18 protein-coding genes are annotated in these 19,525 nt (G+C 35.4%); 6 read left to right on the top strand and 12 right to left on the bottom strand.

The features are described from left to right. Positions 1-4 precede the first annotated feature (4 nt). On the bottom strand, positions 5-820 hold the full coding sequence (locus ABLO99_RS07570; protein WP_349967483.1) for a hypothetical protein: 816 nt from the start codon (positions 818-820) through the stop codon (positions 5-7). A gap of 112 nt (positions 821-932) precedes the next feature. Between ABLO99_RS07570 and ndk the strand changes: the two genes are divergently transcribed. From ndk to folD, 6 genes are all read left to right on the top strand, one after another. After that, a complete protein-coding gene (ndk, locus tag ABLO99_RS07575; RefSeq protein ID WP_349967485.1) occupies positions 933-1,352 on the top strand; it encodes a nucleoside-diphosphate kinase in 420 nt (139 codons plus the stop codon). Positions 1,353-1,478: 126 nt separating this feature from the next. Next, entirely contained in the window at positions 1,479-2,657 is a 1,179-nt protein-coding gene (locus tag ABLO99_RS07580) for an aspartate aminotransferase family protein (RefSeq protein WP_047759763.1), read from the top strand. Positions 2,658-2,725: 68 nt separating this feature from the next. After that, positions 2,726-4,003: an HlyC/CorC family transporter gene (locus ABLO99_RS07585; RefSeq protein ID WP_349967487.1), complete on the top strand. Its 1,278-nt coding sequence runs from the start codon at positions 2,726-2,728 to the stop codon at positions 4,001-4,003. A gap of 9 nt (positions 4,004-4,012) precedes the next feature. After that, positions 4,013-4,279: a DUF2312 domain-containing protein gene (locus tag ABLO99_RS07590; protein ID WP_114516760.1), complete on the top strand. Its 267-nt coding sequence runs from the start codon at positions 4,013-4,015 to the stop codon at positions 4,277-4,279. Further along, a complete protein-coding gene (locus ABLO99_RS07595) occupies positions 4,272-4,847 on the top strand; it encodes a UbiX family flavin prenyltransferase (RefSeq protein ID WP_349967490.1) in 576 nt (191 codons plus the stop codon). The genes ABLO99_RS07590 and ABLO99_RS07595 overlap by 8 nt, the downstream gene beginning before the upstream one ends. Then, entirely contained in the window at positions 4,831-5,718 is an 888-nt protein-coding gene (gene folD / locus ABLO99_RS07600; RefSeq protein WP_349967492.1) for a bifunctional methylenetetrahydrofolate dehydrogenase/methenyltetrahydrofolate cyclohydrolase FolD, read from the top strand. Before ABLO99_RS07595 ends, folD begins: the two co-directional genes overlap by 17 nt. Positions 5,719-5,832: 114 nt before the next feature. On the opposite strand, the gene ABLO99_RS07605 is transcribed toward folD, so the two are convergent. From ABLO99_RS07605 to ABLO99_RS07655, 11 genes are all read right to left on the bottom strand, one after another. Next, positions 5,833-6,543, bottom strand: coding sequence for a hypothetical protein (locus ABLO99_RS07605; RefSeq protein ID WP_349967495.1), 711 nt, complete (start codon positions 6,541-6,543; stop codon positions 5,833-5,835). A gap of 119 nt (positions 6,544-6,662) precedes the next feature. Then, positions 6,663-9,251, bottom strand: a complete 2,589-nt coding sequence (gene leuS, locus ABLO99_RS07610) for a leucine--tRNA ligase (RefSeq protein WP_349967497.1) — start codon at positions 9,249-9,251, stop codon at positions 6,663-6,665. Between the two features lie 4 nt (positions 9,252-9,255). Next, positions 9,256-9,846 carry a M23 family metallopeptidase gene (locus ABLO99_RS07615; protein ID WP_349967499.1) on the bottom strand — a complete coding sequence of 197 codons (591 nt, stop codon included), beginning with the start codon at positions 9,844-9,846 and terminating at the stop codon, positions 9,256-9,258. A 46-nt stretch (positions 9,847-9,892) separates the two neighbouring features. After that, positions 9,893-10,225 (bottom strand): MerR family transcriptional regulator, encoded by a 333-nt coding sequence (locus tag ABLO99_RS07620; RefSeq protein ID WP_047759767.1) that lies wholly within the window; start codon positions 10,223-10,225, stop codon positions 9,893-9,895. Further along, entirely contained in the window at positions 10,222-10,521 is a 300-nt protein-coding gene (locus tag ABLO99_RS07625; protein ID WP_349967500.1) for an integration host factor subunit alpha, read from the bottom strand. The genes ABLO99_RS07620 and ABLO99_RS07625 overlap by 4 nt, the downstream gene beginning before the upstream one ends. A gap of 38 nt (positions 10,522-10,559) precedes the next feature. Further along, a complete protein-coding gene (locus tag ABLO99_RS07630) occupies positions 10,560-11,756 on the bottom strand; it encodes an MFS transporter (RefSeq protein WP_349967502.1) in 1,197 nt (398 codons plus the stop codon). A gap of 758 nt (positions 11,757-12,514) precedes the next feature. After that, positions 12,515-14,449 carry an excinuclease ABC subunit UvrB gene (gene uvrB / locus ABLO99_RS07635; protein WP_349967503.1) on the bottom strand — a complete coding sequence of 645 codons (1,935 nt, stop codon included), beginning with the start codon at positions 14,447-14,449 and terminating at the stop codon, positions 12,515-12,517. Positions 14,450-14,535: 86 nt separating this feature from the next. Next, positions 14,536-15,297: a cytochrome c1 gene (locus ABLO99_RS07640; RefSeq protein WP_047759771.1), complete on the bottom strand. Its 762-nt coding sequence runs from the start codon at positions 15,295-15,297 to the stop codon at positions 14,536-14,538. Positions 15,298-15,575: 278 nt separating this feature from the next. Beyond that, the gene (locus tag ABLO99_RS07645) at positions 15,576-16,802 is read right to left on the bottom strand and encodes a cytochrome b/b6 (protein WP_349967504.1); all 1,227 of its coding nucleotides are present in this window, start codon (positions 16,800-16,802) and stop codon (positions 15,576-15,578) included. 122 nt (positions 16,803-16,924) lie between these two features. After that, positions 16,925-17,983 (bottom strand): ankyrin repeat domain-containing protein, encoded by a 1,059-nt coding sequence (locus ABLO99_RS07650; RefSeq protein WP_349967506.1) that lies wholly within the window; start codon positions 17,981-17,983, stop codon positions 16,925-16,927. A gap of 254 nt (positions 17,984-18,237) precedes the next feature. Next, positions 18,238-19,425: an ankyrin repeat domain-containing protein gene (locus tag ABLO99_RS07655; RefSeq protein ID WP_349967507.1), complete on the bottom strand. Its 1,188-nt coding sequence runs from the start codon at positions 19,423-19,425 to the stop codon at positions 18,238-18,240. Positions 19,426-19,525 lie beyond the last annotated feature (100 nt).

Consider the following 19,525-nt stretch of genomic DNA (forward strand, 5'->3'; position numbering starts at 1 on the left):
CGCACTACTTACAACAAGTTACTTCTGGGGCGCCTATAAAATTAGCTACACACTCATCGAGTTTAGTTGCAGGCACTAAATTTCTCACACTTGCATACAATAAATGGCCTGATCTCTGCAGGTTACTCTTGGTGGATGTGAAGCTCCAATCAAAAAATGTATCGACAAAAAGACTTGGTACCGTTTCAAGAAGTTCAACAGCAGCTAAAGATAACATGATACAACTTTGCAGGACCTTCAGAAGAACCTTTAGAGGGAAAAGTAAAACTTTAACGAAAAGAGAGGTGCTACTCGTTTCATACAGTGGTTGCCCTAGATTAGGCGAATTATACTCGATGTGTTTTCTATTTTGATTGAAAATAGGAAATTTTATAGCATCCTTCTTAAATTCCGTGTCTATTTCTTTTCTACTATGGTTGGTGATTTTTTCCATTAACTCCTCACGCACGTGAAAAGTTCTTACAAAAAAGCATGTTGCAACCATCAATGCAGCACATATAAGCGCACACTGTATAAGACTTATACTACCTACCATAGCTGGCAGCGCAAAACAAACAAATGGCACTATAACAGCCATTTCAAGAAACGGAATAGTATTTCTTTTCATTGCAAAGGCAGCGCCTTTTTTTAATTCTGTATTATGATGTGAGCTATATTCCAAATAACTTAAAAATGCCAAATTAAAAGTCAAAAATCCTTTTGTTCCACAAAAAATTGACGATTTCAAGTTATTGACCAATTTTTTAGCAGTAGATCCAACTTGTTTTTCAGTGGTAGGCTCAGCTTGTTTGGTAGTGTTATTTTTACAACATTCACCCATACAATACCTCCTTGATGGTTTGTTCTTAACTATAAGTAAAAAAATGCTTTTATGAAATCAAAATTTATAATAAAATAAATCTACAAATATACAATCTTATATAAGAAACAACATGGCAATTGAGAAAACACTTTCAATATTAAAACCTGATGCAGTAAAAAATAACATTACAGGCAAGGTAAATTCATACATTGAAAGCTCTGAGCTGAAAATTATAGCACAAAAAATGATGCTGCTGACAAAAAAACAAGCAGAGCTGTTTTATGAAATTCATAAAGATAGGTCTTTTTTTGGAGAATTAGTGGAATTTATGACCTCTGGTTCTGTGATAGTTCAAGTTTTAGTTGGTGAAAATGCAGTAAGTAAATACAGACAAATCATGGGAGCTACAGATCCAAAACAGGCAGATAAAGGCACAATCAGAGGTGATTTTGCTGATGACATTAGTGAAAATAGAGTTCATGGTTCTGATAGTCTAGAAAATGCTCATAGGGAAATAGCTTTCTTTTTTGCTGAGTGTGAATTAGTGTAGTTTTACTTTTTTATACATAATTAAATTTTCTGAATTTTATGTTGAGCTATGGAATATTAGCTAAATTTTTAGTTATGAAGGAAAAGCTTTATATCAATTTCATGCATAGTATAGATAATATTTAAAATGGATCATATTGTTAATGCCTATAATAGATCTGAAGCTTCTATAGTTAGAGGAGAAGGAGTATATCTCTTCGATAAGGATGGTAAAAAATATTTAGACTTTGCTGCGGGAATTTCTACAACCTCTCTAGGCCATTGTCATCCATACATTACAGATAAACTGAAAGAGCAATTGGGTTCATTGTGGCACTGCTCTAATATTTTCACTATCCCTGAGCAGGAGAGGCTCGCTCAGCGTTTAACAGAACTTACCTTTGCTGATAAAGTTTTTTTCTGCTCAAGTGGACTTGAAGCAACAGAAGCTGCAATTAAATTTATTCGCCGTTATTTCTACTCAAAAAATCAGGAAAAGCGTAATCGCATCATTACAATTGAAGGAGGTTTTCATGGCCGCAGTATTGCTGCAATTTCTGCTGGAGGAAATGAAAAATCACGCGAAGGTTTTGCTCCACTCCTTTCTGGTTTTGACAAGGTACCAAGAAATGACATTAAAGCGCTAGAGGAAAAAATCAGCAATGAAACAGCTGCTATATTTTTAGAGCCTATACAAAGTGAAGGAGGGGTACATCCATTGGACGTAGGGTATCTAAAAAGAGTAAGAGAGATAACAAAAGCTCAAGGAATAATTTTATGCTTTGATGAAGTGCAATGCGGATATGGACGGATTGGCTCTCTATTTTACTATCAAAATATAGGAGCTGAACCTGACATGCTCACTTGTGCGAAGGCTATGGGTAATGGATTTCCCCTAGCTGCGTGTTTAGTAAAAGATTACATAGCAGAAGCAATTACTCCAGGAACTCATGGATCAACCTATGGTGGCAATCCACTTGCTATGACTGTTGGTAATGCAGTACTCGATGTAATGCTAGAAGAAGGCTTTTTTGACCATGTTAAGAAGGTTAGTAAATATCTAAAAGAAAAATTGTTGCCTTTAGCTGAAGAATTTCCGAAGATAATCTCAGAAGTTCGTGGAGAGGGTTTATTGATAGGGATAGAGCTTAGAGTACCTTTGGCTGATAAAATTGTTAGCCAATCCCTTGACAATGGCTTAATAGTGACTAAAATTTTAAATAATAGAGTAATAAGAATAACTCCTCCACTTATTGTTGAGAGTGTGCATGTGAATGCAGTGTGTGATATATTTCATGATTTGTTTTTTAATATTAAAGATATATAAACTTGCAAATGCTCCTTACAACATATAAAATCAACTCTGTTTCTATATTGCAATAACATCATACTTTAATGGATTGGTTATTGGTTTCAGTATTGTCAGCAATTTTCTTCTTGTTGATTTTATCGTTTTTGTTCTCGGGAGCAGAAATAGGGTTAACCTCAATTAGCCGCTCCCGAGTCAATAAACTAAAGCTAGAAGGTCACAAAAAAGCTAAGATAATAGACCTTTTGTTAGGTAAAAAAGAATTAACAATAGGAACAATATTAGTATGCAATACAATTATTAACATTACTTGCTCTGCTTTATTTACAGCAATATTTATAAATTCTTTTGGGCGTGAGGGCATATTTCTTTCAACAGTCATGATGACGTTTTGTATTTTGCTATTTTGTGAAGTTTTACCAAAAACTTACGCCATACAAAATCCTGAAAAATTTACATTACTTTCTGCTTATTTTATGCTGTTTTTTGTCAAGATTCTTTCTCCATTGACATTAGGCATTCAGTTTATTGTCAATCTCATTCTGAAGTTATGTGGGCTTCATAAGAATAGGGAGATAATATCCGCAGCAGACGCAATGCGTAATATGATTACTCTTCACCGCAGTGAAGGAACTATGCTGCAACAGGATTTAGATATGCTAAGTAGTATACTTGATTTGGCTGAAACAGAAATATCACAAATTATGATCCACAGGAGAAACTTATTTTCTCTTGATATAGATCGAAACAAAGAAGATTTAATAAGAGAGATTTTAATCAGCAGTCATAGTAGAGTACCTTTATGGCAAAGAGAACCAGATAATATTGTTGGAGTGGTTCACGTGAAAAATCTAATAAACGCCTTGCGTGAAAAGGATAATAAAATAGAGATTGCCCAGGTTATGTCAAAGCCTTGGTTTATACCAGAAAGTATGCCGCTTAGTGTACAACTTCACAACTTCCGTAAAAACAGGAAACACCTTGCATTTGTTATTGATGAGTATGGAGCACTGCAGGGAATCGTAACTCTTGAGGATATACTGGAAGAAATAGTTGGAGAAATTTCGGATGAACATGATTTGATCACGGAGAATTTTATAAAAAAAATATCTGATAATGTGTATCACATAGAAGGGAAATCTACTATTAGAGACATTAACAGACAGTTACACTGGAATCTCCCTGATGATGAAGCTACGACTCTAGCGGGTATGATTGTAAACGAGATAGAACGCATTCCTGACGAAAACGAAGAATTTTTCATGTACGGTTTTTGCTTTAAGATTTTAAAAAAAGATAAAAATGTTATTACTGTTATTGAAGTACAAGTAAAAACTGATAATACTATAGTAGCAATTAATTAGTTGGGTTCTATGGAAGATACAGTAAAAATAACGGCTGAAGAGTTGAAGAGTTACATAGAGAGAATCGAAAAACTTGAACAAGAAAAGAGGGATGTGCAAGATCACATTCGTGATATATATGCAAAAGCCGCAGATGAAGGCTGGGATGCAAAAGTGATGAAACAAATTATTAGGCTAAGAAAGATGGATGATGGTGACAGAGAGGAACAGGAAATATTACTTGATACCTATAAACGTGCATTAGGAATGAGTTGCGAAGAAGAACTAAGTGAATAGTAGAATTGTAGTTGGAATAAGTGGAGCATCTGGTTCTATTTATGGTGTACGGATTCTAGAAGCACTAAAAAATACCAACCATGAAACTCATTTAGTGATCAGCAGTGCTGGAAAAATAACTCTAGCTCATGAGATGAAAGAAAAACTTGAAGATATTACATTGCTTGCAGATTTTTACTATTCTGAAGAAAAAATAGGAGAAAAAATAGCAAGCGGCTCATTTAAAACCTCAGGGATGGTTATTGCTCCATGTTCTATGAAGACAATGTCTGAAATTGCATCAGGTGTTACTTCCAATCTATTGACAAGAGCTGCAGATGTAACGCTAAAAGAAAGAAGAAAGTTAGTTCTTATGGTGCGAGAATCGCCACTACATCTTGGGCATCTACGAAATATGTTAAAACTAACGGAGATGGGAGCAATTATTGCTCCGCCAATGCCTGCTTTTTATATTAAACCAAAATCTTTGAGTGATATTGTAAATCATTCTGTTGGTAAAGTATTGAATTTATTTAATATCGCATTACCTAATTTCAAGGAGTGGCAAGGAAATGACAATTATTATTGACGGTAAAAAAATAGCTAATGGTCTCTGTGAGAAGCTATCACAAAAAATTGATACTTTAAAGAGAGAGCATAATATTTTTCCTTGCCTGAAAGTAATTCTCGTGGGCAGCAATCCAGCAAGTCAGGTTTATGTCCGCAACAAACAGAAAAAAGCAGAATCAATAGGCATAAGTTCTGAGACCATTGTTTTGCCTAATAATATTTCAGAAGATGAATTGATTGAAAAAATCAATGAGTTAAATGAAGATCGATCTGTGCATGGCATTTTAGTACAGTTGCCTTTACCAAATCATATTAGTGCAAGCAGAGTAATTAACGCAGTAAGTATTGAAAAAGATGTAGATGGCTTCCACAATGAAAACGTTGGTAGATTAGTTAAAGGTGAAAAAAACTGCCTTATACCTTGCACTCCTAAAGGTTCTTTGCATTTAATTAAATCAATTGAAGAGAACCTTTCCGGTAAAAACGCAGTGGTGATTGGTAGGTCAAATATTGTGGGTAAACCAATGTTTCACCTATTGTTACAAGAAAATTGCACCGTTACCATCTTACACTCACAAAGCAAGGATTTAGCTGAATATTGCTCTAAAGCGGATATAGTAGTTGCAGCAGTCGGAAAGCCAAATTTTGTTCAAGCAGATTGGATAAAGAAAGGTGCAATAGTGATCGATGTTGGCATAAATAGTGTTAATGTAGGAAATCAAGGTAAGCTCGTAGGTGATGTTGACTTCGAAGGAATAAAAGAAAAAGTCAAAGCAATTACTCCAGTACCAGGAGGCGTTGGCCCGATGACAATTGCATTTCTAATGATGAACACTGTAGTCGCTGCTTGCTTGCAGCAGGGAGTTGATGCTTCTAATTTCATTAGTTGAGGGCATGAGAAGAATAGATACCCCGTCTCTAGATAATAACATCTAATTTTGTCCAAACAGCAAACCACTTTGCAGGATCACCTTATCCACTACAGAAATATGCAATTTAGAGCATTAAAAATTATAACGTATTCCTACCTCTAGCATCGCGTCCGGTATTTGTAATGGTGGTTTAAAACTACTTAGTTGCCCACCCATGGTCATACCAACTGTACCAATTATCTGCGGAGTAACTTCATAATCAACACCAACCTTTAGTTTGTACGAAATAGCACCCAGTATTTTATCTACTAAAGATGGTTCTGGGGCTGTACCTATTATCTCGCCTACTGCCTCGTCTACCCTTTCCGCTACATTTTTTACTACCCCCACCTTTTCTACTAACCTGCTTGCTAACGCGTCTGCCTTTTCTACTGCCCCGCCTAATGACGTGTCCTTGCCTACTACATTTTGTAATGCTTGAGCTGCGTTTGATCCTGATTTAGCTTCAATTATCTGGACATATCCACCTAAACCTCCACTAACGTATAGCTTAACGGGATCAATATTAAGACCAGGATAGAAGCGGTAGTTTACCAATAAGCTAGCTCCTATGCTCTTTAATGACTTAACATTACTGAGAACCTCAAGTTCAAATTCGGAGTTTTGATCATAATGGTAACCAAGAACAACGCCAGGTTTCATTTTAAAGCCATCACCCCAACCAGCACCAAAGTTTAAACCTGCATAGTACTGACTCTCTAAATTAGCCGCTGCATTATCATCTGCACCTGCTAGAGATGAAGTGAGCAATACAGCCAAAACACACAATCTCTTTATTTTCATATAACTACCCATACAAAAAAATATATAATGCGTAAGTATATATCCTTTATATTAAAAAAGATATAACTGCATATCAAAAAAAGTATAACTATAAAATTAGGGACGTGCTACTCAAATTTTTATATAACTATGTTTACTACCTTATTTGGTATAGCATATATAGTGCGAATTTTGCTTTGATCGATTCTATTAGATACAGAACCTGTTGCTATTTTCTTCAATTCTTCTTGAGGTAAATCAGTTGCTACTTTGATAGTCGCACGCAACTTTCCATTGATCTGCACTGCCACAGTCACCATATTATCAATTAGTAGTGATTCATCAGCTTTTGGCCAAGGTTGACCTCCTATTTCTTGCCATAGGCTTTCAGCTAGATGTGGTATGAACGGTTCGATTACTCTGATTAGTATACATATACCTTCATCAATAAGAGATTTTCCAGTTTTTACATCTATTTCGGCTATTAAATTCGTCATTTCACGGAATTTTGCTACCACACAGTTTAATCTGCAGTTTTCCAAGTCATCTGTAAGTCCGTGTAAGAGTTTATGAATTTTTTTTCTATATTCTAGAAGTTTATCTGTGTAATTTGGTGTCATCCCAGTGCGTGACACTGCAGCATCACGTGCCGGAATGACAGGCAGTTGTATAGGCCTTAGCTGCATTACCATACGCCACAATTTATTTATATAGCGAGAACAGCCTTCTACGCCATCATCTGACCATTCCATATCTTTTTCTGGAGGAGTGTCAGATAATACAAACAAGCGAGCAGTATCAGCACCGTACTTTTCTATGATAAAGTTTGGGTCAATTGTGTTCTTTTTCGATTTGCTCATCTTTTCAACTTTCCCAACTTGAACCTTAGCACCTCGTGCCATCAAATCTTTTGCTTCTTCAGGAAAGAGCCATTTGCCATTCTCATCTTTATAAGTTACATGGCAGACCATTCCTTGAGTGATTAAAGTAGAAAAAGGCTCTTTAATATCAAAATAGCCACATTTGGTCAAAGCACGGCAGAAAAATCTTGAATAAAGCAAATGCAGAATTGCATGTTCTATCCCACCTATATAATAATCAACAGGCATAAAACGATTACACGCATCTTTATTGATAGACTTATTTTCACTACAAAATGCAGCAAAATACCAAGAAGACTCGAAAAAAGTGTCGAATGTATCAGTTTCACGCTCTGCTTGCTTTCCGCACTTTGGACAATCAACAAATTTCCAAGTTGGGTGCTTATCCAGAGGATTACCACCACTTGTAAATTCTACATCCGTTGGTAGAACTACAGGAAGGTCTTTTTCTGGAACTGGCACAGTTCCGCAATCTTTACAATATATAATAGGTATAGGACATCCCCAATAACGTTGCCTTGAAATTCCCCAATCGTGCAAACGATAGTTTATTGTTTTCTTACCTATTCCTTTTTCCTCAAGCTTTTTAATGATTACTTCCTTTGCCTCATTAACCGTTAGTCCGTTTAAAAATTCGGAGTTGAACATCACTCCATCGCCAGTATAGGCTTCATTTAAATCCTCTGTCATCCAAGTAGCTTGACACTGGGATCGATTATAAGAATCCTGGTCACGCGCTGGAATGACACCTAAGTGGGCCAAAGAAACAACGGGAATAATCGGCAAATCATATTTCTGCGCAAATTCAAAATCACGCTGATCATGTGCAGGGCAACCAAAAATTGCACCTTCTCCATACTCCATCAACACAAAATTCGCTACATAAAGTGGCAACTCTTTATTAAGAAATGGATGTTTGACATTTAATCCTGTGTAAATCCCGATTTTTCCGTCACTCTCTCTTTTCGATTTTATTTCCTGGATCCCAGTGTCGAAGCACTGGGATGACAAAGCTTCAGAAGCGTCTGGAATGACAGCAAAAGAACCATCTTTTAAATCCTGCACAATAGGGTGCTCTGCTGCCACTGCACAGAAAGAAGCTCCAAATAAAGTATGAGGAGAAGTTGTAAAAATCTTTAACTTCTTATTCAAGCCAACTATTTCAAATTCTATAGTTACCCCTTCGGACTTTCCTATCCAGCGTTCTTGCATCGTTTTGACTTTTTCTGGCCAGTTTTTTAAATTTTGCAAGTACTCAAGTAGATCTTCAGCGAAATCAGTAATCTTCAAAAACCATTGAGATAACTTACGTTTTTCAACAACTGCACCTGATCGCCATCCTTTTCCATCAACCACTTGCTCATTTGCAAGCACTGTTTGGTCCACTGGATCCCAATTAACCCACGACTCTTTTCGATAGGCAAGCTCATGCTTTAAAAAATCCAGGAAAAATTTCTGTTCGTGTTTGTAATAATCGGGATCACATGTGGAGAGCTCACGATTCCAGTTGTAGGAAAGACCTATAGACTTTAGCTGCGCACGCATATTGTCTATATTCTCTTTTGTCCACGCCGCAGGGTTAATGTTATTGTCTCTCGCTGCATTTTCAGCTGGTAATCCAAACGCATCCCAGCCAATTGGGTGCAAAACCTCAAATCCACGAGCTCTCTTGTAACGTGCTATTACATCCCCTATTGCATAGTTGCGCAGATGCCCCATGTGAATCTTACCAGATGGATATGGAAACATTTCCAACACGTAACATTTCTTCTTTTTACTATCTTTGCTTACAGAAAAATCCCACTTATTTTGGTAGAATTTTTCAATGTTTTTAAAATCATATTTCATAAATTTAATCACAATTTATGTGTGCCAAAGGATCGACTGCTTGACCATTATGCCGTATTGTGAAACACATCTGCGGATCTTTATCTTGTGTGCTTGATTTACCTGCAGACCCAATAACCTGGCCTTGTTTTACTTTATCATCAATTTCAACTTGTATGTTTTTTAAATAGGAGTACATAGTCATGTAATTATCTTTATGTTCCATTATAATTAAATTTCCATACCACCTCAGTCCTTTACCTACGTATATTACTTTGCCAGGTGCAGAAGCAATAACATTTATTCCATTTTGAGCAGTAATTTTTATGCCATCCTGACATATTTTATCAGAAGAGGTAGCTGCACCTTTAACCGGTATTACAAATTTACACATGCTTTGTGCATTATTGTTATATACCTTATCTACGAAGGCTTTTCTACTTTCTTTTCGCAGCGAAGAATCAACATTTTCTTTAATCAAATGGTATTCCCTTGTGTACTCTAGGTCTCTTTTCCCATAAAACTCCTCACCTTTAAGTAGTACAGAAGCAGGTTTTTGCAGGCCACAGCTTATCAGTATTGCTGATAATATAAAGAACAAGACTATACGAAACATAAACTTATCTCTAGATATATCAACTTTCACAAAACTTTATAGTGTTTTACGTCTGCTCATTACTTTCTTCATTTATTTTATCAATCAAATAGTCTCTTAAATCAGTAAGTTCTTGAAACAAATTCCTTAAATCATGATTGATTTTTACGTCATTACAAAATTCCTTTTGTACTCCTTTTATTGTATATCCTTTATCGTATAGCATGTATTTTACTTTTTTTATCGCCTCTATACACTTACGATCATATAGTCTTCTTCCCTTACGTTTTATGGGTTTGATTTGATGAAATTGACTTTCCCAAAATCTCAAAACATGCTGTTCCAAATGTAGTTCTTCAGCTACTTCCCCAATTGTATAAAATAATTTTTCCTTATTCATCGATTATTTATTGATTTCTTTAACACTTGTGAAGATCTAAAAGAAATTGATTTTCTCGCTTGAATTACTACTTTTTTCGATGTATTTGGTATATTTCCTGGCCTTTCTTTCTTTTTTTTAACCAAGAATGTTCCAAATGAAGATATTTTTACTATTCCATCTTTTACCAAGCTTGTCTTTATCTCATTCAATATATCATCTATTATCGCAATAGAGTCTTCTTTTGATAGTCCAATTTCCTGATTTATGCATTCAGCTATTGTTGCCTTAGTTACTGTTGTGTCTTTTATTGCCATAATTTATTACAGTATGTCAATATAATATAGCAATCGACTCAAGATTCAGCTACTTTATTTTTATAGTATGTTTCTTTTGTGGCATAATTTAAAATACTAGCAACTGCTAACATCGCAAATACTGTGAAAAGCGCTTTTTGATAATCTGGAAAAAGCGCTAAAACTGATACTACAATTCCGCTGACAATAAACATAAATCCATTGATAATGGATGATGATGTGCTAATGTATTTCCGCTCCACAATCTCACTGCCAACAGTAAAATTAAGCATATGTCCTCCTGAAAAAAAACCAAACATTAACATACAAAAGTATACAATATGAACTGTTAAGTGGCTGTATAGTAAAATAACAATTGAAATGCCTTGCAGTAGAGCAAAAGCGGAGATTACGTGCCTTCTATTTTCAAATAGATTTGAGATTAGATCTGCAATTGGAGCACCAATTGCAAGACCAAGCCACAATATTGCAGTTGCCACACCTGACTCCATTGTATTGAGCTCTAAGTTGATTAGTAACCTTGGTGCCCACAACATATTAAGCGCTAAAAATGTTCCAAAAGTAATAGCACCCACTATTGAGGTTATCCAGATATCTCTTAATTTTAGCACCATTAGTACAGAACGTATTACTGTTTTTATAGAGCTTTTTATTATGTATCTTTCCAAACTTTTTTTTGAAAATCCTTCTGGATAAAAAAACATAAGTACAAATATTGACACGCCAAATAATATTACGCATACAATTAGATTCTTCCAATCTGCACCTTCAGCAAGAAAGCTAGAGAATAACATTTGAATCATCAAAGCGGAAAGACTTGAAATTGTCTGCACTAGTGAAAACATTAATCCAAATTGGGTAATGGGAAAGTATGTGCTACTTATATGAGCAGCGCCAATAAAACCAAACGATGCTCCAATTGCAATCAACAATTGAGATAAAATTAAATGGGCAAAATTGTCACTGTTGATAAGGACAAAAAACCCAAAGATCATAATTGACAATGAGAAAAAATAAATTTTTTTACTGGAAAAAACGTTAAACATTGCCCCACTGAAAAATTGTGAGATGGCAAAAGTCCAAGTATATGCTGAATTAGCCAGTGCAACTTGCGCAATTGTGATCCCAAGTTCTTTTTCAAGATTTACACTTATAAAAGTATAGATTATCTGCATATTGCTGAATATAACAATCAAGTTACTGATCAACCAAATGAACCAAGCTCTACTTCCCATAAAATTTATTTTACGAGTAATCCATTGATACTAAGCCTCCTTTAGGCTCTGATTACTGTTAAAACAGTTGCAATTATAGTATGATATAAAAGCTATGGAAACTAAACAAACAATTTATTGTGAAATTTAAACTGCCATCAAAGTAGACCTATTCCAGCACAACAGCCAATAAAAACCACTTGACAAACTTTCCCACTTTCCTTATTATACTAATAAGAGTATTTATCCTTGTTTTTGGGCTCAATGACAAAATTCAGTAAAAAAACTCAGATATTTATTGGCAAATTACATAAAATTATAGCGGCTGCATGTCTTTTTTATTTTTTCTACATTCAGCCAAAACGCGCTTTAAATAAGCGTTAGCACATTATTACAACGCCAATTTAAATTATTATAGGGTCAAAACTCGCTATACGGGGGTTCTTTTGTCTTTTTTTATTTAGTAAATTTCTTAATATTTATAGCTAAAGTAATTTTAGAGAGCCAGCGCGTGACTAGTTCTTATTACCTGGTCAGCCTTCTGGATCTCAGTGTCAGCTACTCGGATGACAGGAAAGAGGGCACTGGGATGACATCGAAGGGGCTACAGGAACGACACTACAGAGGTTACTTAGATGACAAGAAAGGAAGCACTGATTTCAATATTTATTAGTCATGCACCTGAACAGATACCTTTTTTCTGCCACTCGGATGATGTTTTTTCAAATTGTTGGTAAATCAAAGTCAGTTTAGCTATTAATTATTCATCTTTTTTCCAGTTATTCAATGGGTCTATTATTAAATCTTTCAATAATACCTTTTATTTTTGCCGCCTCTTCAAACTCTAAATTTTCAGCATGCTTCAACATTTGCTTTTTCAAACTGTTTAGATCATCCTTATTAAAATTCTCAACTACCACTTTTTCCTGTAAAGTATTTGATATAGGCTTTATTATAGTTTTTGGTACAATATTATGCAGTGTATTATACTCTGTCTGTTTCTTTCTTCTCCTTTCAGTTTCTTTCAGTGCGCGATCCATAGAATTAGTCATTTTATCTGCGTATAAAATTACTCTGCCTTCAACGTTGCGTGCAGCACGGCCTATCGTTTGAATGAGTGAAGTCTCCGATCGTAAAAATCCTTCTTTGTCAGCATCCAAAATTGCAACTAACCCACACTCGGGAATATCAAGACCTTCCCGCAGTAAGTTAACACCAATTAGAACATCGATTTCTTTCGATCTTAATTTACATATAATATCAATTCTTTCCAGTGCACCAATATCTGAATGCAGATAATTTACTTTCATACTGAGCTCACTCATATGCTCAGCTAGCTTTTCAGCCATTTTTTTTGTCAATGTGGTAATTAGAATACAAAATCCCTTTTTTATTGTTACTTGCGCCTCGTGAATTACGTCATCAACCTGATTCTCTGTTGGTTTTATGGTACAGATGGGATCTGTGAGTCCTGTTGGGCGGATAACTTGCTCTATGAATGCATGATTAGTCTTTTCTAATTCGTATTTTCCAGGAGTAGCCGAAACGTAAATAGTTTGGGGCCGTATTGCCTCCCACTCTTCAAATTTTAATGGACGGTTATCAGAAGCAGAAGGGAGCCTAAAACCATAATCAATCAATTTCTTTTTACGTGCTTCATTGCCACTATACATTGCACCTATCTGGGGAACGGTTACATGGCTTTCATCAACAAATAAAATTACATTTTTAGGTAAATACTCAAACAACGTAGGCGGTGGATCCCCTGCTTTCATTTCATAAAGATAACGAGAATAATTTTCAATACCTTTACACACTCCCGTTGCCATCATCATTTCAATATCAAAATTAGTACGCTGCTCAAGGCGCTTTGCTTCAACAATTTTGTTCTGTGAATAGTAATAATCCAAGCGTTCATGAAGTTCTTTTTTGATCAGCTGAACTGCTTGCAATAGAGTTTCACGTGATGTAATGTGATAGCTGTTTGGAAAAATGGTGATTTTATCTATGCGTCTGATAATATTGCCAGTCATGGCATCGATTTCAAAAATTTCTTCTATTTCATCACCAAACAATGATAGACGCCAAGCTTTATTTTCATAATAGGTAGGAAAGATATCGATAATGTCGCCACGCACTCTGAAATATCCTCGCTCAAATCTAACATCAGAGCGCTTGTATTGAAGATCAGCTAAATTACTCAGGAAATCATTAACACGCACTTTATCTCCAATATTAAGGGATATAGTCATATTGAGGTAACTTTCAGGCGAACCAAGACCGTATATACAGGAAACACTGGCAACTACAATTGTGTCCCTGCGCTCCAAAAGCGAACAGACAGCGGAGTAACGTAGCATATCAATTCTTTCATTTATTAAAGAGTCTTTTTCAATATAAGTGTCAGTTTGTGGCGAATAAGCTTCAGGCTGATAATAATCATAATAAGAAATGAAGTATCCAACAGCATTGTGGGGAAAAAATCCTCTCATCTCCTCGTAAAGCTGCGCCGCTAAAGTTTTATTATGCGCCATAATTAACGCAGGCCTGTTTGTTCTTGCAATAACATTTGCCATAGTGAAAGTTTTTCCAGAGCCGGTAACTCCAAGCAAAACCTGATCTCTTTTGTTGTTATTTAGCCCTTCAACTAAGCTATCTATTGCCTGTGGTTGATCTCCAGCTGGCTGAAAATGTGTAACTATTTGAAATTCCATACCTTTATATTTTCATAATGTATTTATTATTATATAATACATTTGCTAGTGTAAATAAGGTATAAAAGAATGAACATAAAAAAACTCTATTTTTTCTTTTTATAGAGCTTGCTCCAAATCCTGTTGTTAGTTAATACAAAAAACACCGTCAAAATTATAAAGTATGTCACTATTTTTAACCCAAGTTTATGTCGGCGTTCCAGCTCTGGCTCCGCTGCCCATTGTAAAAAATTTACCACATCATATGCCATATTTTCAACTGTAGCTTGCCTTGCACCATCATATTCTACCATTCCTTCAGAAAGCGGTGGTGCCATAGCTAACCTACCTGTTGAAAAATATGGATTAAAATATAAACCGTTCTCATCATGTTCACCGTTTTGATAACCAATTAGTAGTGAATAGACATAATTTGCACCATCATGTCTTGCTTTGACAATTAATGATAAGTCCGGTGGAATTGCGCCATTGTTGCTTGCTGCAGCTGCTTCTTTCGTGTCAAAAGGTGCAATAAAATAGTCCGAAGATACTCCCGGCCTATCAAACATTTCACCCATATCATTTGGCCCATCTTTCACTTGATAAGAGGCTGCGATTTGTTTTACATCCTCTTCAGAAAAACCAACATCTTGCAAGTTACGGAACGCTATTCTATTCATTGAATGGCAAGCAGCACAGACTTCCTTGTATACCTTATAGCCACGCTGAACTGACTCTCTATCGAAAGATCCGGTAATCCCATTAAAACTCCAATCCATCTTCTTATTTGGTGATGGTGTGAATTCTTCTGCAGATATAAAACTAGACAGGAATAACATGCAAAAGACTGCAAATACATTAGATCCCATGCGTAACCACTGTTTTAGTAAATTTCGAATTGATGTCATGTAAGTAGCTGACACTGGAATCCAGTTTATTTCATCACTGACATTATGGTTATCGTGCACTCCCAGAATTTGTTGTTCATTGCATGATTTATAAGTATTTTTATATCTGGATCCCAGTGTCAAGCACTGGGATGACAACAGAAGATAGCGAAATGACGCTGTGTGTCGTGTACAATGTTCATAAAGTTGTGAAGCTGGGATGACAGAGAATTTTGTAAGGAATTTGCTTTGAGTTGACATTACTTCATCTCCGGCACAGAATCACTTATGGTTTTTGATGGTTCTTTTGGTTTCTCATACTTACTAAGTAAAGGTAAAATTATCACAAAGTATGAAAAGTAATAAAGAGTTGAAAGCCTACTTAAAGTGATGTAAGGCTCTTTGACTTCCTGACCGCCAAGCCAAGCAAGAAATGCAAAATTTACTGCAAAAACCCAAAAAAATTTCTTAAACAGTGGACGATAAGCACCACTTTTAACCTTTGATTGATCAAGCCAAGGCAAAAGAAACCACACTAAAATAGACCCAAACATGGTAAGTACACCAATAAGTTTATTTGGAATTGAACGCAGCATCGCATAAAAAGGTAAGAAATACCACTCTGGCACTATATGTACTGGAGTTACCATAGGATCAGCTTCTATATAATTATCAGGATGCCCAAGATAATTAGGGGCATAAAAAACAAATGCAAACAAAATTATAAAAAATAAGCCAAAAGTTATGCAATCCTTTGCTATATAATAAGGATAAAATGGAATGGTATCCTTATCTGACCTGACTTCTATTCCACTTGGGTTACTAGAACCAAATCTGTGTAGAGCAATAACATGCAACATAGCTAAAGCAATAATAATGAAAGGCAGAAGATAATGCAGTGCAAAAAAACGATTAAGTGTTGGGTTATCAACAGAAAAACCGCCCCATAACCATGTAACTATTTCATTGCCAACCAGGGGTATGGCTGAAAATAAGTTGGTTATGACTGTTGCACCCCAAAAACTCATTTGCCCCCAGGGAAGAACATACCCCATAAAGGCAGTTGCCATCATTGCAAAAAATATAAATATGCCAATAAACCACACCATCTCTCGTGGCCTCTTATAAGATCCATAATACAATCCACGCATTATATGGACGTATACAACCATAAAAAAAAGCGAAGCTCCAACAGCATGAGTGTAGCGTATCAACCATCCGTAATTTACGTCACGCATTATACGCTCCACGCTGTTAAACGCATAATCAACATGCGGAGTATAATGCATAGCAAGAAATATACCTGTTATTATCTGCAAAATTAGTGCTATACCAGCTAAAGAACCAAAGTTCCAAGCATAATTTAAATTTTTTGGTACTTGATAAGAAGCAGTGTGTTTTAGAAAAGAAAATATAGGAAGCCTATACTCTATCCAACCTAATATACCTTTTTCTTCTATTATTTCTTTTTTGCTATCATCTTCCATAACTTAAAGTTTTTTCGCCTTAACTCATTTTATTGTAACAACTTACCTACAACGCACAATAAAAAGTTTAAATTTAAAGAATAGATTTCACGAAAATAAGCACTCAAGTTTGAGTGCTTATTTTAAAGGGACTTTTGATATATACCTTTAGATGTTGTTGAGTTGCTTAGTGAACTTCCAGGACACTGATAAAGTTTTTCACACTTACTAAGTGCCGTCTCGATGTTTCTTTCTAGAGAATTAAGTTTTCTTTCTTTAATCTGTTCTATCGTCAAAAATGAGTCATCCAATGGCATTGAATATTTTTCTCTTGTGAACTTTCTGACCACTACATCAGCTAGTAGGGCTGTTCCATTAAAATCAATCTTTCTAGCAACAGCCTGCTGTGCAGGGAGTAAAGCAGGAGAACTGCTGAATAAGCCATTGAGTGTGGCGGTAGTTAAAGCTCTCACCCAACTAAATATACTATTAATAGAAGAAGAAGATTTTACTGCGCTGCTTGTAGTGCTGCTAGCTTCTTTAAAATTTTCTCTGGTAAGAGTGAAGGAAGAATTCACTGTGCTACTTGCCAAGTCTGTGGTATTATTAGTTTCCAATTCTATCTTAATTGCTTTGGTAGGGAATAGTGAAAGATTCGCTGCACTACTCAATACAGATTCTATCTCTTGAATTTTACTATTGCTATTACATCTATCTCTTCTATAACCTCCAACAACATCCAAGGCTGTTTTGCTATTCATATCTTTAATACTAGTATCAGCATTGTTGAAGAGCAGAAGTTTTACTATATCTGGGCGACAATAGAAAGATGCTAAGTGCAAAGGTGTAAAGCCTTTATAATTTGTAGCATTGATGTTAGCACCACAATCAAGTAAAAATTGTGCTATTTCTAGTTTGCCATCAATAGCAGCAATGTGTAAGGGAGTGCTCAAATATCGACTGCTAATAGTAGTATTAACATCAGCACCACTGTCACACAAAAACTGCAATACCTTTAAGTTACCTATGTAAGTAGCAGAATGCATAGGATTCATACTATATTTTTCATCATTCAAAATCTCATTTTTTATGTGTCTATGATCTGCCTCTTCAATATATTCTTTAACTTTCTGAAAATCACCCATGCTTATAGCAGCAAGTAATTTTTTTCTCAGGCTCTCAATTATTTCTTGTCTTTCCATTAAATACCTCTTGAAGAACAATGTTTCCAGCTTTATATCACACAATTTAGTGTGCACAAGTAAAAATTTACAGAGAAAAATTTTCAATGGTTAAAAATTAGGTCTTCAGCAACCTATCATGTAACTTTTGTGCAAAGCATTCCGAGCTTCCTTATTCGAATTTTTTGGCTCTTGATAAGAAGCAATGTGTTTGAGAAGAGGAAATAAGGGATAGAAAAATAAGCACTCAAATTTGAGTGCTTATTTTAACTGATTTAGAGGGATTTTTGATGACATACACCTTTAGATATTGTTGTGTTACTTAGTGAACTCCTAGGACATTGATCAAGTTCTTCAAACTCACTAATTGCCATCTTGATATTCCTTTCTATAGCACTAACCTTTCTTTCTCTAATTTGCTCCAATGTCAAAAGCGAATCATCCAATGGTGTTGAATATTTCCTCCCGATAAACTTTCTGATTACCACATCAGCTAGCAGAACTGTTCCATTAAAATCAACTTGCGAAAAACCAATTGGGCTTTCAGCCGAATGGGCAACAGCTTGCTGTGCAGGAGGTAAAGCAGGAGCACTGCTGAATAAGCAACTGATGGTGGTAGTTATCCCACTAAATATACTATTAATAAAAGAGGAAGGTTTTACTGCACTACTTGGTGCAAGAGTAGTATCTTCTGGGTTTAAATTGGCACTTTCTGCCTCTGCAGCAATTTCTTTTATCGTTTTACCAGGATAAAATGACTTAACATAATCTAATGGTGTATCGTTTCTTATGTCCTTAACATTGTCAATATCAGCACCATTATCGTATAATAGCTTTATTATTTCTTGGCGTTTTGATTTAATAGCCAAGTATATAGGTGTTTGTCCCTGTTCGTTTTGAACATTAACATCAGCGTGATGTATGATAAGAAGCTCAACTATCCTTAAGTAATTTTTTTTAACAGCAGCATGTAGACATGAATCTTGTGAGTGATCGTAAAGATCAAATTTACCATTTGGGCTAGCACCACGCTTAAGTAAGACTTCCACTTTCTCCGGACTATTTTCATCTATAGCCCAACCTACAAGAGTACGTTCTTTACGAGCGTATGAAAAGTAGCCACTAATCCTAGCCTTTTTATCGATTAGAAGCTCTATCATTTCTGTAGTGCCCTTCGTAACAGCATAGTATATAGGTGGCATACGAAAATAATCCTCAATATTAACATCTGCACCATTCTCAATTAAAAAATTCATCATTTCTAAATCTTGTTTACTAACAGCAATCGATAAAGGTGAGTTACCATTCACATCTTTAGAGTTAATAATAACGTTGGAATTGAGAGTAGCAGTTTCAGCCTCTTTTGCTTTTTTAACACATTCTTTAACTTTCTGAAAATTCTCTTCCTTCACTGCAGAACGTAGATCATCTTCCAATTTCTTAAATTCTGTACTTGTGAGCATAAACCCTCCTAAAGACTAATATTTTTAGCCCTTATACCATATAAATTGAATGTGTGCTAGCAAAATCTATATGGAAAATTAAAGAGGTTTTTACAATGTA

This window comes from Wolbachia endosymbiont of Armadillidium arcangelii (assembly GCF_040207875.1).
In the GTDB taxonomy this organism is placed as follows: Bacteria; Pseudomonadota; Alphaproteobacteria; order Rickettsiales; family Anaplasmataceae; genus Wolbachia.